Source organism: Hymenobacter citatus (assembly GCF_014333615.1).
Classification (GTDB): domain Bacteria; phylum Bacteroidota; class Bacteroidia; order Cytophagales; family Hymenobacteraceae; genus Hymenobacter; species Hymenobacter citatus.
Genome location: NZ_JACSCY010000007.1, coordinates 202,111 through 215,569 on the forward strand (window position 1 = coordinate 202,111; position 13,459 = coordinate 215,569).

Below are 13,459 nucleotides of genomic sequence, written 5' to 3' on the forward strand. Positions count from 1 at the left end.
TCATGTGCCGCGTCGGCGCCCACCCAAGCCGCCGGCTTTTTGTTTGAATCGTATGCAACCCGAGAACCCCAACACCGCCCCTCAGAGCCCCGAAAATTCTGCGGAAACCCCGCAGAGCATTCTGGAGCGCCGCCTGGCCGAAATCAACGCCCAGAAGCAGCCCGCTACTACACCCGCCCCTTCGACTGACTCGGAAACCGAGCAGATTCAGGAGCGGCCCGCCCAGGGTACGCCCGCGCTGCCCGAGGGCACGCCACCCGGTGCCGGTACTGCTGAGCCGGAGCCCGAAGCAGCCCCCGCCCCAGCACCCGGCAGCGCCCAGTCGCCGGCCGATGTGGCGCCGGAAACCACGCCGCCTGCTTCCGATATTTCGGCTTCGCAGCAGCGGGCTCAGGCGCACGAAGGCGCCCAGAACGATGAAGTGCTGGCAGATACCGCCTCCGCGTCCGCTGCGTCCGTTACTACCGAAGAACCTACTACCCCGCATGGCATTGCCGATATCAAGGAGATAGAAGAGCATGTGCCGCACGTGTCGTTGTCTTCAGCAGAGGCCATCGAGCAAGCTCCTGAAGGCGTAGCGATGCTCTCCACCTCCGCCGAAACGCCCGTAAGTGGCGAATCTGTTGTAGCCGAGGAGGCAGATGCTACTGCGGACGAAACAGGTGAAGAAACCACCGATGCTGGTGCAACCGAACCCGATTTCAGCTCCCTGAGCCTACCCGAGCAAGGTACCTACCTATTGGGGCTGCTGCGCGACAAGGGTGCCCGCAAGAACCGCAAGCGTATCTTCGACCTCAACCGCCAGTACGAAACCGCCGTGGCTGCCGACCGCACCGCTGCCCAACAGCGCTTTGTGGACGAAGGCAACCCTGCCGACGCCTTTGCCTACCTGGGCCCCGAGGGCTACCCGGAAGTGGGCAAAGCGGTGCAGGAGTTCCGCGAGAGCCGCGCCCGTGATGCGAAAGCGGAAGATGAGGAGCGCGCCCGCAACCTCACGCACAAGCAGCATCTGCTGGCCCAGCTCCGGCAGCTGGTAGAATCGGCCGAAACCAAAGATAGTTCTGCCCGTCTGAAGGCGTTGCAAAACGATTGGAAGGCTATTGGTCCTGTGCCCCAGCAAGACTCGCAGGAGCTGTGGAACAACTACCACGCCCTGCTTGATATTTACTACAACAACCGCGGCCTGTTCTTCGAAATGAAGGAGCTGGACCGTCGCCGCAACCAAGAGGCCAAAGAAGCGCTGATTGTGCGGGCCGAGGGTCTGAGCGCGCAGTCCAACGTTAACAAAGCCTTGCAGGAGCTGCGGCAGCTGCATGAGGAGTGGAAGAACATTGGGCCTGTGCCCAATGAGCAGCGTGAGCCATTGTGGGCTCGTTTCCTGACTGCCTCGGAGCAGGTGCACGCCCGCAAGCAGGAACTTCTGGACGCCCGCGGCACTCAGGAAAAAGAAAACCTAGCCCGTAAGCAAGCCCTGCTAGAGCGCCTGCAACCGCTGGCGGATTTCCAGACGGAACGGGTAAATGAGTGGCGGGCCAAAACCGACGAGCTGCAAAAGCTGAAGGAAGAATGGGACGCCACCGGTTTGGTGCCTCGCCAGCAGGCTGAGGCTATCAACAAGCAGTTTTGGGCCGGTTACAAAGGCTTCTTCCAGCGCAAGAATCAGTTCTTCAAGGCGATGGACGAGGAGAAGAACGCCAATCTGAAGCGCAAGCAGGAAATGTGCGAGCAGGCTGAAGCTGCCCTGGCCAATCCGAATTGGGAAGAGGGTAGGGAAATCGTCATTCGGCTGCAAAAGGAATGGAAGACGGTGGGTCGTGTGCCCGAGAAACAGTCGGATAAAATCTGGAACCGGTTCCGCACCGCCTGCGACGCGTTCTTTGAACGCAAGCACGAGGAGACCCGCCAGCGTCAGCAGCAGCAGCAGCAAGTGTCGCAGGAGCAGTCGGCCTACCTCGATCAACTGGAGGAAAGCATTTCGCTGCTCACGCCAGAGGCACCGGGCACGCTAGAAGGCTTCCGCCAGCACGCCGCGGAGTGGCGCACGCAAGCTGGCGCCAGTGGTGGCCGTGGCGCCGACCGCGCTGAGGAGAAGTTTCAGTCACTGATGGGGCAATACTTAGATGCGGTACCTGGGGTAAGCTACTCAGAGCGCGCCAACCTGCTGTTTCAATTGCAGGTAGAACGACTGAAGGCGAGTCCCGATTCGCAGCAAGCCCTGCACAAACAAGAGCAAATGCTCCGCCGCGAAATTAACGAGTTGGAAAACGACATTGCTACCCTGCAAACCAACCTCGATTTCTTCGCTCGCTCGAAGAATGCGGATCAGTTGCGCGGTGAGTATCAAGGCCGCATTGATGAGGCGAAGGTCCGCATCGAGCAGCTGAAAAAGCAACTGAAGGTAGTGCGTAGCTAGTACTACACTGACATAAAACCAACAAAAAGGGCCTGCTGCATTAGCAGGCCCTTTTTTGTTGAAAAATTTAAGCCGCTGATACGGAGAAGGATACAGATATGCGGTGTAAAATTATTCGTTTGCTATTTGCAAAATAGTCTCGCGTAGCTACTTTTGCACCACCAACACGCCTCCATAGCTCAGCTGGTAGAGCAACTGACTTGTAATCAGTAGGTCGCTGGTTCGATCCCGGCTGGGGGCTCACGGTTCCTGAAACGCCTTGTAAATCAATGATTTGCAAGGCGTTTTTTTATTAAAGCCTGGATGGTTTCATACTGGGAATATTGTGGAAAGAGATTCATGTTTTGTATCGGGATTTCTACTGAATAGCGAGGGGATATCTACTCAAAAAACAGATTGAGCAGTTGTGTTTAGTTGACTAATTGTATTTTTAGGGTGTAATTAAGGAGTGAATAGGATAATAGTAAGTTCTTTTTTTGATTGTTATGACGCCAGCTAGTAAGCCAGAGAATAACAGCGCTCTTACATCCACTGTCAATAGCCAGTTACTACAGCGCTACAATGTGCATGTGCAGGGAGAAGGAGAGCAGACCTTATTCTTCTGCAATGGCTTGGGATGTAGTCAGGAAATATGGCAATACCTTACGCCGCGCCTCAGTACGCGCTATCAATTGGTATTGTTTGACTATCCGGGCACCGGCAATGCACAGCCGGATGCATATGATGCTCATCGCCACAGTACGCTACAAGGGTACGTAGAGGATATTGTAGCAATTTGCCAGGCGCTGGATCTACAGCGTATTATTCTTGTTGGGCATTCCGTGGGGGCTGGTATTGCGCTGTTAACCGCTGTGCACGCGCCTACCTTGGCGTCGGTGGTATTACTCGCGCCATCGCCTTGTTATTTGAATGAACCAGGCTACTATGGAGGGTTTGAACAGGCGGATGTAGACCAGCTTCTGTCGTTAATGGAACAGGACTACGATGGCTGGGCTTCATTACTGTCCTCTTTACTGATCGGGTCGCAAAACCCCGCCACACTGGGCGAACAATTGAATGGCTTCTTTTGTCAGGCCGATCATCTTATCACGAAAAACCTCGCGCGCTTAACGTTCTATACCGATGTTCGCCCTGTGGTGCCCAGTGTGCATGTGCCTACGCTTATTTTGCAGTGTCAGCAAGATGTAGCTGCTCCCGAGGAGGTAGGAGCTTATTTGGCACGACACTTACCCCAGGGTATCCTCGTATCTATGCAAGCAACGGGGCACTGCCCCCATTTGAGTGCCCCATTGGAGACACTTGCTGCCATAGAAGCTTTTTTGGGGTAGCACTGCCGGGCTTCTCTCAGAGTGTAAGAAGTCACCTTTTAGTATGCTGAAGCGGAGCCGGTGGGCAGAGATGCTAAATAGTGTTCCATGTGAGCAATAGTAGCAACAGGTACATTCAAATGAGGGTAGTGCCCCGTAGTGTCAAGGATTTGTAGAGTACTGCCTTGTAGATGCTGGTGCAGGTAGTGTCCTACACTGGGGGGAGCTATAAAATCTTCTGCACACTGCAGAATGAGCGCCGGTACTTGCAACTGGGATATTATATGCCGGTAATCAGATAGAAATGTGGCGCGGGCAAACTGCCGGGCAATAGCCGGGTCTACGCGGGAAAAACTCTGCAGTACTTCGTCCACCAAATCTGGGCGCATATCGCCGCCTACTAGGTTTGGGACCACACTGCTGCTCCAGGCATTATAATCCCGGTCCAGAAACCCAAGAAGCTCTTCCAGATCAGCTGAGTCGTAGCCGCCTGCGTACTCGCCATCATTAAGATAACAAGGGGAAGCAGCTAGCAAGATCAGCCGCTCAAATAATGCGGGCTCCCGAATAGCCGCGAGTACTCCTATAATACCACTTACGGAGTGTCCTACGTAGACCACCTTAGGTGTTTGTAGAGCACGGATCAGTTCCAGTAGATCAGATACGTAGCCATCTAGGGTCTGATACCGAGTGAAGTCATAAGCGGCTTTGTCGGAGCTGCCTGCCCCCATGAGATCAAACAGCACTACTTGGTAGTGTGCAGCGAAAGCAGGCGCTACATAATGCCATATCTGCTGATCAGTGCCAAACCCATGCGAAAATACAATCGGGCGTGGCCCAGTACCATAAGAACAGACGTGGTGACGACAAAAAACATCCATAGGAGATAAGTACTTGTGTACGCTTATCTGAGCGTACCGTACGATGCGAAGGAGGCAGATCCATCTCTGTAAGAGAATTGAGCTAAATCTGCTAATACTATGCATATAAGACAAGCTGTTCCCAACAAAGTACATATTTTCCCGCCGTGGGTCTATACACCTAGAGCGTAAGGGTGCAACCTTGATTGTAATAGCTGTAAAAACGCCAGGGGGCCAACTTCACTTGTGAAGTTGGCCCCCTGGTAAGTGCGGTATCAGTAGCTTTTATGACCATTCAGCTCCCACTCAGGCGATGGCGGGTGAGCGTAGCCAAGTAGGCAGGGGAGGGCTGTTGCTCGGATTCTATCCGGGCCAGCTCTTCAATAGAAAGTACGCCATTGATGTAAGCCTGCAAGCCGGCAATAATGGTATCATCAAGGGGCGCGCCACCCATACGGGCAACGGCAACGCCCCACTCAGCGTGGCGTTGGCGGCGGCGGCGGGCAGTAATTTCAGCCACCGGTAAATCTGGTGGTAGGGTAGTAAAGTAGGAGTGAGCCATAGAGTAAACAGTTAGTCGAATACTCCAATGGTCAAATGGTATGCCGATCTACTGCTTAATCAGGCGTAGAGCAGAAATTTGAAATACAATATATGGCAAACCGGTATTTATAGAACTATAATAAGGTAATTATAGTAATTTACTTACTGAAAATGGTGCCAAATAGCATATACTAAAGCTGTGAAAGCCACGGCACTCATCAGAATATACAAAACCCGATTCTGACGGGGTTCTATTTCGGTTGGTTTCATAGCCGCAGAGGTGAAAGAGTTCTTGCAGCTAACAGATAGAAGTGAGAAACGTTAGCGGCTAGCTTAATTACGGGTGAAAACGGCGTAGAGTTGAGTAGGCATCAGCAGCCGCGCCAGCTGAGCCGAATACGTACTTTGCTTGAAATGTAGGCCACGTAGGTACGTGTTTTGAATGGCATACGCCAACTGCTCGTCTTCTGCCCGCAGCATATCCGCTACCATAAGACATTCCTTCAATGTCGTTAAGCTACCTTCTTCTACTGCCTGTTGGGTGAAAACGGCAAAGATGCGGAGCTGCTGCGGCAGGGAATACTGTATTTCCGGTACGTTTAGCTCAGGGGCTAATTCTGGAAAATGACTAACTAAAAAATCTTTAACCTGGGTGGGGCAAATCATAGCTATTCCTGGTAAAGCAAATCGACACACAACAAAGCCACTGTTAAGTTGCTGTACTAAGCCAACTGTTGTGCCATCCACCTGCTGTATCGTCCAATAGCTAACTATCAATGAGTTACAGCTGAGCAATCTAAGGCTACAGAGGTGAAGATTTCCAGATTCGAGAATAAAAGCGGATATAATGGGATAAAATGAAGATAATATATGCGGAAATAAGTATCTGCCTCCTGCCTGCAAGGCCATTATACACGATACTATAGTGTAAACTGAAAATACCTTTTCGTAATCGTTTGGATGCACGTTCTATAGTGAGCGTCGTACTTTTGGTACCCGTATCATTCAGTGCCATTCGCATACCATGTCCATGCCATCTGCGCCTACCCTGATTACCAATACCGCTGCCTTCGTGCGCGAAAAATTCCTGCATGAAGGCTCCGGCCACGATTGGGCGCACATTGAGCGCGTTTGGCGCACCACGCAGGCGCTGGCCCGCCAAACGCCTGGCGCCGATGCTACCATTGCCGAGCTGGGCGCCCTGCTGCACGACATAGCCGACTGGAAGTTCCACGGCGGCGACGAGGAAGCCGGCCCCCGCGCCGCCCGCACGTGGCTCCAGAGCCAGGGGGTAGGCGAGGAGGCCATTCAACCCGTCGAAACCATCATCCGCGAAATCAGCTTCAAGGGCCTGGGCGTGCCTACCCCCATGAGCACCCTGGAAGGCGCCCTGGTGCAGGACGCCGACCGTCTCGACGCCATTGGTGCCATTGGCGTGGCGCGGGCCTTTGCCTACGGTGGCCACAAAGGCCGCCTGCTCCACGACCCCGCCGTGCCGCCCGTGCAGCACGACTCCTTCGAGAGCTACAAGAAAAACGATGCCCCTACCATCAACCACTTCTACGAGAAGCTGCTGCACCTGCGGGAGCGGCTGAACACGCCCGCCGCCAAGCGCGTGGCCGAGGGTAGGCAGCAGTTTATGGAGGCGTTTCTGACGCAGTTCCTGCGGGAGTGGGAGGGGGAGGATGTGGGGTGATTTGTGGATAAAATTTCTTGCCCGTTAGAGGGGTAGAAAGCTGGATTTTTGATCTGTTTAAAGGTATTTTTGTTCCTCAATCAACTTCTAACGGGCACGCTCTCCCCAAGAGCAAAAACATGAACACAAAACATGTGGTCTTTCTGTTGTCACTAGGTGTTTTCACCGGATCCAGCATATCGACCTCCGCGCAGAATTCCTGCAAAACCACTCCTGCCGCCGTACGCATTACGGCGGGTTCGTTGGATAAAGCGCTTACCGACCTTGCCAAGCAGTTGGGTTGCCCGGTGCACTACGATAAGAAGATAGCGCAGCAGTTCCGTAGCCCGGCCGTGCAAGGAACATTCACGCCTACGGATGCGCTGATCCGGATAGTACAGGGTACTGGTTTGGAAGCCCATGTCGACCGGAATGGACTGGAGGTTAGTCGGGTCGATCAAGCCGCTATCGGGCTTAGAGTGGCTACGCTGCAAGCCCAGCTAGGGCAGGCGGTAAAGTCCCAACAGCTCACGCAGAATACGGCCAATACCCTGTATTCAGAATTGGGAGAGGTTAGAACCTCAGTGGTGGAATTGGCGAAAAAGCAAGGTTTTGTCAGCGCGGCAGAAAAAGCGAGTTATCAGCGCACGTTTGCTAAAGCAGAGCAAGCGTTGGCTCAGCCGAATCAGCCGAAATAAAAGGGCTGACGGGTATTTGAAAAGGCCCTTATCCGCGTTACTCATGGTGAGCGGATAGGGGCCTTTTTGGATATGGCTACAAGAAGAACAACGGCCCTACCACCAACCACTTCTACGAGAAGCTGCTGCACCTGCGGGAGCGGCTGAACACGCCCGCCGCCAAGCGCGTGGCCGAGGGTAGGCAGCGGTTTATGGAGGCATTTCTGATGCAGTTTCTGCGGGAGTCTCAAGAAAAACGATGGACCTTTCCATCCTCTCTACGAGAATACACGGTACCAGGAAACGGCTTTATACTATAATGTAATTAAGAAGCTTTTTCCTTGTCTTTGATACAAACCATTGTCACTGCTTTGCTGATAGTCTATGATTTGTGAACCCAATCTTTGATAAAAAGGAAATGAGTTGACATGGCTTGAATTAATATAAATTTGTTTGTAATTTCTTTCCTTATAATAAGGAAGAACAACAGAATTTAACCAGTGGCTTCCATATCCTTTACCCTTTTCAATAATGTGAAAATACTTCAGTAACAGAGAGTTGTTTTTATTAGGAATAGGATATTTGGTTTCTATTTTATCTATCTCGCCGCCCAAAATTAATAGTACTCCCAAAATAGTTTCCTGACGGATAAGACAATGAGTTTCCATCCAGAGGTCGGGTGCCCGTTGTACCGTTTCCACTAGTTTAATTGCGTGATAAAGTTCATTGTAATCATCCCATCGGTTTTCTTCTAGCTTTCCTTGTACATATTTATTTATAGGAGTTAAATAGGTGTAATTAAATTCCTTGTAAACAACAAACTCTTCCGTATTTCGATGAGATAGAACTTGCATGGTAGTATTTGTTTTTTGTTTGTAGAGAATTCTCAAAAGTACTATAATGAATGAGTAGGCGAGTGTGGGGATAAAACGAAAAATCTCAAATAAACAAGAAACTAGTTTATAACAAGGCGCATATGAGTAACCCCGGCCCGGCTTTTGCGCACGCCCTGCGCAACCTGCCTACCTTTGTTGCATGACGCTTCGCTACCCCTTCTCACGCCTGTATCTTCTGTTACTTGTATTGCTGCTGGCCGCCGGCTGCCGCACGTGTCCTATTGCTTCCTGCCATACCCGCAAGGTGCACATGCACGATGGCGCCAAGTACCGCGGGCAGCCGTTGTGGAAGAAACAAAACCCCGCCATTGGCGAGAAAATCAAATGGCACCGGCAAGAAAAAGGTAAGCACAAAGCCGATAAGAGCAAGCCGCTGAAGTAGGCTGCCAAAAGCCCGCCAAGCAAGGGAAAATGGCCTTTTTTTCGTATCTTGCAGGCTTAACGCAGTACACATTCACCGGCGCCGGCGGGCCTCGTTTCGGGGCACGCCGGCCGACTTTGTTCTCTTATGGCGGAAGGCGAAAAGATCATTCCGATTAACATTGAAGACGAGATGCGTGGCGCCTACATCGATTACTCGATGTCGGTTATCATCTCCCGGGCCCTGCCCGACGTGCGCGACGGCCTGAAGCCTGTGCACCGCCGCGTGCTCTACGGCATGTCGGAGCTGGGCGTTTCCTACAACAAATCCTACAAGAAATCCGCCCGTATCGTGGGCGAGGTGCTGGGTAAGTACCACCCGCACGGCGACTCCTCCGTGTACGATACCATGGTGCGCATGGCCCAGGACTGGAGCCTGCGCTACCCCTTGGTAGACGGTCAGGGTAACTTTGGTAGCGTGGACGGCGATTCGGCCGCTGCCATGCGTTACACCGAGGCCCGCCTCAAGCGCCTGTCTGACGAGCTGCTGGGCGACTTGGACAAGGACACGGTAGACTTCCAGCCCAACTTCGACGACTCCCTGGAGGAGCCGTCGGTGATGCCGGCCAAGTTCCCGAACCTGCTGGTGAACGGCACCTCGGGCATTGCCGTGGGTATGGCCACCAACATGGCCCCTCACAACCTCACGGAAGTGGTGAACGGCATCGTAGCCTACCTCGACAACGAGGACGTGACCATTGCCGAGCTGATGGAGCACATCATCGCCCCAGACTTCCCCACCGGCGGTATCATCTACGGCTACGAGGGCGTGAAGCAGGCCTTCGAAACCGGTCGGGGTAGGGTCGTGATGCGCGCCAAAGCGCACTTCGAAACGCTACCCTCAGGCCGCGAGCAGATTGTGGTGACCGAGATTCCCTACATGGTGAACAAGGCCGCCATGCTGGAAAAAACCGCCGCGCTGGTCGACGACAAGAAAATCGAGGGCATTTCCGCCATCCGCGACGAGTCGAACCGCGAGGGGATGCGGGTGGTGTACGAAGTGAAGCGCGATGCTATGCCCAACGTGGTGCTGAATCAGCTCTACAAATACACGCAGCTGCAAAGCTCGTTTGGGGTCAACAACGTGGCGCTGGTGAAAGGCCGGCCCATGACGCTGAACCTGAAGGACCTGATTGTCTACTTCATCGAGCACCGCGAGGAGGTAGTAGTGCGCCGTACACGCTACGAGCTTGCCGAAGCGGAGAAGCGTGCCCACATCCTGGAAGGCCTGCTGATTGCTCTCGACCACCTCGACGAAGTAATTGCCCTGATTCGCGGCTCCCGCGACGGCGAGGTGGCCCGTGGCCAGCTCATCGAGCGGTTTAAGCTGAGCGAGGTACAGGCCCGCGCCATTTTGGACATGCGCTTGCAGCGCCTCACCGGCCTGGAGCGCGACAAGATTGTGCAGGAGTACGAGGAGCTGATGCAGCAGATCGACTACCTGAAATCGGTACTGGCCTCGCCCACATTGCAGCGGCAAATCATCAAGGATGAGCTGGTGGATATTCGGGAGCGGTACGGCGACAAGCGCCGCACGGCCATTGAGTATGCCGGCGGCGACTTCTCGATGGAGGACATGATTGCCGACGAGAGCATGGTGATTACCATCTCCCGCGAAGGCTACATCAAGCGCACGCCGCTGGATGAATACCGCTCGCAGGGGCGGGGAGGGGTAGGTGCCCGCGGCGCCGCCACCAAGCAGGACGACTTCACGGAGCACCTGTTTGTGGCTACTACCCACGAGTATCTGCTGTTCTTCACCGAAGCCGGCCGCGTATTCTGGCTGAAAGTATACGAGGTGCCGGAAGGAGGGAAGGCCGCCAAAGGTCGCCCAATTCAGAACCTAATTGAGATTCCACGGGAAGACAACGTGCGTTCTGTTCTGAACGTGCGCGGCCTGCGGGACCCCGATTATCTGGAAAATACTTTCCTGATGTTCTGCACCGAGCAGGGCACCGTGAAGAAAACGCCGCTGGAAGCCTACTCGCGTCCCCGCACCGCTGGCATCAACGCCATTAGCATCAACGAGGGCGACCGGCTGCTGGACGTGCAGCTCACTACCGGCAACAGCCAGGTAATTCTGGCTTCCAGCGCCGGCCGGGCCGTGCGCTTCGACGAGGAGAAAGTACGTTCCATGGGCCGCAACGCGGCCGGGGTGCGTGGTATCTCGCTGGCCGAAGACGGCAACGATAGGGTAGTAGGCATGGTGTGCCTCTCCGACCAGACCCAGGAGTTGTTGGTGGTATCCGAAAACGGCTACGGCAAACGCTCGGAGCTGGAGGAGTACCGCACCACCAACCGCGGCGGTAAGGGCGTGCGCGCCATGAAGATTACCGACAAAACCGGTGCGCTGGTGGCCATCAAGGCCGTAACGGACACCGATGATCTGATGATTATTAACAAATCGGGCATCACCATTCGCCTGCGAATGGCCGATTTGCGCACCATTGGCCGGGCCACGCAGGGTGTGCGGCTACTGAAAATCAACGAGCGCGACGAAATTTCGTCGGTAGCCAAGGTGGCGGCCGAAGAGAAAGACGACGAGGCTGTTGACGGCTTTGTAGAGCCAAATGGCACCCCAGACAATGGGAGCGGGGAGGGGCTACCGGAGGGCGCAACAGACACAGATCTGACCTCGCTAACCGACCCTGATACCCTCAGCGCAAACTAAAAGCTACGATAAAACGGCGGAACTCAGCAATGGGTTCTGCCGTTTTGCGTTAGTTTGCTTTCTAAATTCACCCAATCTCTACCTATTCTTCGCAAAGAACACCATGAAGAAACTTGTGTTAACCCTCGTGGCTGCGGCCGCGCTAACTACTGCATCAGCTCAAAACTCAGCTGTCAATAACGCGTTGCTCTACCAAAAGCAAGGCACTTTAGATAAGGCCCGCACCGAAATTGACAAGGCCATTACGAACGATAAAACCAAGGATAAGGCCAAAACCTGGTACACCCGTGGCGAGATTTATGACGCCATGACTAGTAACCCTATCTACGGCAAAACGCTGAAAGCAGGCGAAGGCATGAACATAGCCTATGAGTCGTATCAGAAGGCGATAGAGCTGGATGGCAAAGATGGGGAGTTCGGTAAGCAGGCCGCGGCGAAGATGCAGGGTCTGTATGGCCTGGCACTGAATGCCGGCGTGGAAAGCTACAATGCCAAAAATTACGATGAGGCTATCAAGTCGTATAAGATGGCGCAGCAGATGAATCCTCAGGATACAACGGCGTATCTGTATGCTGCATATGCGTCTCTGGCCAACGAGAATACTGCCGGCGCCAAAGAATACTATGGCAAGCTGATGGCGATGAACTATAAATCGCCTACTATGTACAGCCAATTGATGCAGATTGCCCGGCAGGAGAACAATACCAACGAGTACAATAAGCTATTGCAAAGCGGTTTGCAGGCGTATCCAAACAACAAAACCTTTGTGTTGGAGGATCTGAACCAGCTAATCACGGCGGGTAAGGATAAAGAAGCCATCAGCAAACTACAGCACGCGATTGAGTTGGACCCAAAGAATTCCAACCTGCAAAGTGTGCTTGGCTCGGTGTACGATAAGCTGAAACAGCCAGAGCAAGCGGAAGCAGCTTATAAGAAGGCCATTGAGCTGGACGCAAACAACTTCGATGCGCAGTACAACCTTGGCGTATACTACTACAACAAAGCAGCGGAACTGTATACCAAAGCCAGCAAAATGGATCTGGCAGCGTACCAGAAGTCAGGTAAGGCTTTAGAAGCGAATGGTAAGAAGTATTTCCAGCAATCGTTGCCATACTTTGAAAAAGCACTTGAGCTACAGCCAGACGAACGGGCCGTCATTGTGCCTTTGCAGAAAGTATATGTTCGGTTGGGCCGCAACGCAGATGCTGACCGCTTGAACGCCAAGCTGGAAGGCAAATAGAGTTTGCCTTATCCAAAAGGATAGGGGATGCTGCCCGAGGCTACTACTTAGCTTCGGGCAGTTTTTTTGGAAATTCTACTTAACATAATATAAATTATAAGACAAACAGGATAAAGGAGAAAAGGCTGCGTCGTTTGTAGGCAACTGAAGGCACTAAAGAGACATCTGGGTATGCACATATATACACCTGCCTTTCTGTTTTATGCCTTCCGTTCTTCGCCTTCTACAAAATGCTTTGTTATTGCAGATCGGTATAGTGTTGCCGATGGCCGCCCAAACGGTGCAAAAACAGCGCTTGCCACTGCACGACCCTACCCATTTATATCGCACCAGTAACTCGACCAGTGAGTTAGCTTTCTACTGCCTGCCCGCACAGACACCTACTCCGCGCGGCGTGTTGCTTTTGTTACCTGGGCTTGGAGGAAAAGCTAAACGCGTATTTCGGGAAACAGCTTTAGGTTGGGAAGCTTCCCGGGCTGGCATACTAACCATAGTTCCGACGCTGAATAATCGACTCTACTTGGACTCAGCGGGTACTCACTTCCTAGATGAAGTTCTTCAGCGCGTGCTGCAGCAGTACCCAACGGTGGGGCGCAATATATTTATTGGAGGCTTTTCCGCTGGCGGGCACCTAGCTCTAAGATATGCCGAAACCCTCGTTGGCACTACTACTGAGCGCCTGTAGGCTTCCCTGTCCGGTAGGCCAGTGAAAAATAGAGGTCAGGCGGCTTGACGAAACTCGGTTGGGGTCATAAAG

Annotated in this window: 12 protein-coding genes and 1 tRNA gene; 9 read left to right on the forward strand and 4 right to left on the reverse strand. The window is 53.2% G+C overall.

What is annotated here, in order from left to right:
* The first annotated feature begins 52 nt into the window (after nucleotides 1–52).
* From H8B15_RS11450 to H8B15_RS11460, 3 genes are all read left to right on the forward strand, one after another.
* Nucleotides 53–2,413: a DUF349 domain-containing protein gene (locus H8B15_RS11450; RefSeq protein ID WP_187319817.1), complete on the forward strand. Its 2,361-nt coding sequence runs from the start codon at nucleotides 53–55 to the stop codon at nucleotides 2,411–2,413.
* Nucleotides 2,414–2,581: 168 nt separating this feature from the next.
* A tRNA-Thr gene (locus H8B15_RS11455) sits at nucleotides 2,582–2,654 on the forward strand.
* A gap of 244 nt (nucleotides 2,655–2,898) precedes the next feature.
* Nucleotides 2,899–3,741, forward strand: coding sequence for an alpha/beta fold hydrolase (locus tag H8B15_RS11460; protein WP_187319818.1), 843 nt, complete (start codon nucleotides 2,899–2,901; stop codon nucleotides 3,739–3,741).
* Between the two features lie 38 nt (nucleotides 3,742–3,779).
* Here the strand turns inward: H8B15_RS11460 and H8B15_RS11465 are convergent, their stop codons facing one another.
* From H8B15_RS11465 to H8B15_RS11475, 3 genes are all read right to left on the reverse strand, one after another.
* On the reverse strand, nucleotides 3,780–4,601 hold the full coding sequence (locus tag H8B15_RS11465) for an alpha/beta fold hydrolase (protein WP_187319819.1): 822 nt from the start codon (nucleotides 4,599–4,601) through the stop codon (nucleotides 3,780–3,782).
* Between the two features lie 274 nt (nucleotides 4,602–4,875).
* Nucleotides 4,876–5,142, reverse strand: a complete 267-nt coding sequence (locus tag H8B15_RS11470; protein ID WP_185283679.1) for a hypothetical protein — start codon at nucleotides 5,140–5,142, stop codon at nucleotides 4,876–4,878.
* A gap of 314 nt (nucleotides 5,143–5,456) precedes the next feature.
* Nucleotides 5,457–5,789 (reverse strand): DUF7674 family protein, encoded by a 333-nt coding sequence (locus H8B15_RS11475; protein WP_187319820.1) that lies wholly within the window; start codon nucleotides 5,787–5,789, stop codon nucleotides 5,457–5,459.
* A gap of 358 nt (nucleotides 5,790–6,147) precedes the next feature.
* On the opposite strand from H8B15_RS11475, the gene H8B15_RS11480 reads away from it, so the two are divergent.
* Nucleotides 6,148–6,819: an HD domain-containing protein gene (locus H8B15_RS11480; RefSeq protein WP_187319821.1), complete on the forward strand. Its 672-nt coding sequence runs from the start codon at nucleotides 6,148–6,150 to the stop codon at nucleotides 6,817–6,819.
* A 17-nt stretch (nucleotides 6,820–6,836) separates the two neighbouring features.
* A complete protein-coding gene (locus H8B15_RS11485) occupies nucleotides 6,837–7,496 on the forward strand; it encodes an STN domain-containing protein (protein ID WP_187319822.1) in 660 nt (219 codons plus the stop codon).
* Between the two features lie 293 nt (nucleotides 7,497–7,789).
* Here the strand turns inward: H8B15_RS11485 and H8B15_RS11490 are convergent, their stop codons facing one another.
* On the reverse strand, nucleotides 7,790–8,329 hold the full coding sequence (locus H8B15_RS11490; RefSeq protein WP_187319823.1) for a hypothetical protein: 540 nt from the start codon (nucleotides 8,327–8,329) through the stop codon (nucleotides 7,790–7,792).
* 181 nt (nucleotides 8,330–8,510) lie between these two features.
* Here H8B15_RS11490 and H8B15_RS11495 point away from each other — a divergent pair, with 181 nt between their 5' ends.
* From H8B15_RS11495 to H8B15_RS11510, 4 genes are all read left to right on the forward strand, one after another.
* Complete coding sequence (locus H8B15_RS11495; RefSeq protein ID WP_187319824.1) at nucleotides 8,511–8,753, forward strand: hypothetical protein; 243 nt, start codon at nucleotides 8,511–8,513, stop codon at nucleotides 8,751–8,753.
* A 126-nt stretch (nucleotides 8,754–8,879) separates the two neighbouring features.
* Complete coding sequence (gene gyrA / locus H8B15_RS11500; RefSeq protein WP_187319825.1) at nucleotides 8,880–11,462, forward strand: DNA gyrase subunit A; 2,583 nt, start codon at nucleotides 8,880–8,882, stop codon at nucleotides 11,460–11,462.
* A gap of 103 nt (nucleotides 11,463–11,565) precedes the next feature.
* Entirely contained in the window at nucleotides 11,566–12,702 is a 1,137-nt protein-coding gene (locus H8B15_RS11505) for a tetratricopeptide repeat protein (RefSeq protein ID WP_187319826.1), read from the forward strand.
* A gap of 202 nt (nucleotides 12,703–12,904) precedes the next feature.
* Nucleotides 12,905–13,387 (forward strand): hypothetical protein, encoded by a 483-nt coding sequence (locus H8B15_RS11510; RefSeq protein ID WP_187319827.1) that lies wholly within the window; start codon nucleotides 12,905–12,907, stop codon nucleotides 13,385–13,387.
* Nucleotides 13,388–13,459: the final 72 nt, after the last annotated feature.

Coding starts and splice junctions, on each gene's coding strand:
- H8B15_RS11450 (WP_187319817.1), top strand. CDS start 53: ATGCAACCCGAGAACCCCAACACCGCCCCTCAGAGCCCCGAAAATTCT.
- H8B15_RS11460 (WP_187319818.1), top strand. CDS start 2,899: ATGACGCCAGCTAGTAAGCCAGAGAATAACAGCGCTCTTACATCCACT.
- H8B15_RS11465 (WP_187319819.1), bottom strand. CDS start 4,601: ATGGATGTTTTTTGTCGTCACCACGTCTGTTCTTATGGTACTGGGCCA.
- H8B15_RS11470 (WP_185283679.1), bottom strand. CDS start 5,142: ATGGCTCACTCCTACTTTACTACCCTACCACCAGATTTACCGGTGGCT.
- H8B15_RS11475 (WP_187319820.1), bottom strand. CDS start 5,789: ATGATTTGCCCCACCCAGGTTAAAGATTTTTTAGTTAGTCATTTTCCA.
- H8B15_RS11480 (WP_187319821.1), top strand. CDS start 6,148: ATGTCCATGCCATCTGCGCCTACCCTGATTACCAATACCGCTGCCTTC.
- H8B15_RS11490 (WP_187319823.1), bottom strand. CDS start 8,329: ATGCAAGTTCTATCTCATCGAAATACGGAAGAGTTTGTTGTTTACAAG.
- H8B15_RS11495 (WP_187319824.1), top strand. CDS start 8,511: ATGACGCTTCGCTACCCCTTCTCACGCCTGTATCTTCTGTTACTTGTA.
- gyrA (WP_187319825.1), top strand. CDS start 8,880: ATGGCGGAAGGCGAAAAGATCATTCCGATTAACATTGAAGACGAGATG.
- H8B15_RS11505 (WP_187319826.1), top strand. CDS start 11,566: ATGAAGAAACTTGTGTTAACCCTCGTGGCTGCGGCCGCGCTAACTACT.
- H8B15_RS11510 (WP_187319827.1), top strand. CDS start 12,905: ATGCCTTCCGTTCTTCGCCTTCTACAAAATGCTTTGTTATTGCAGATC.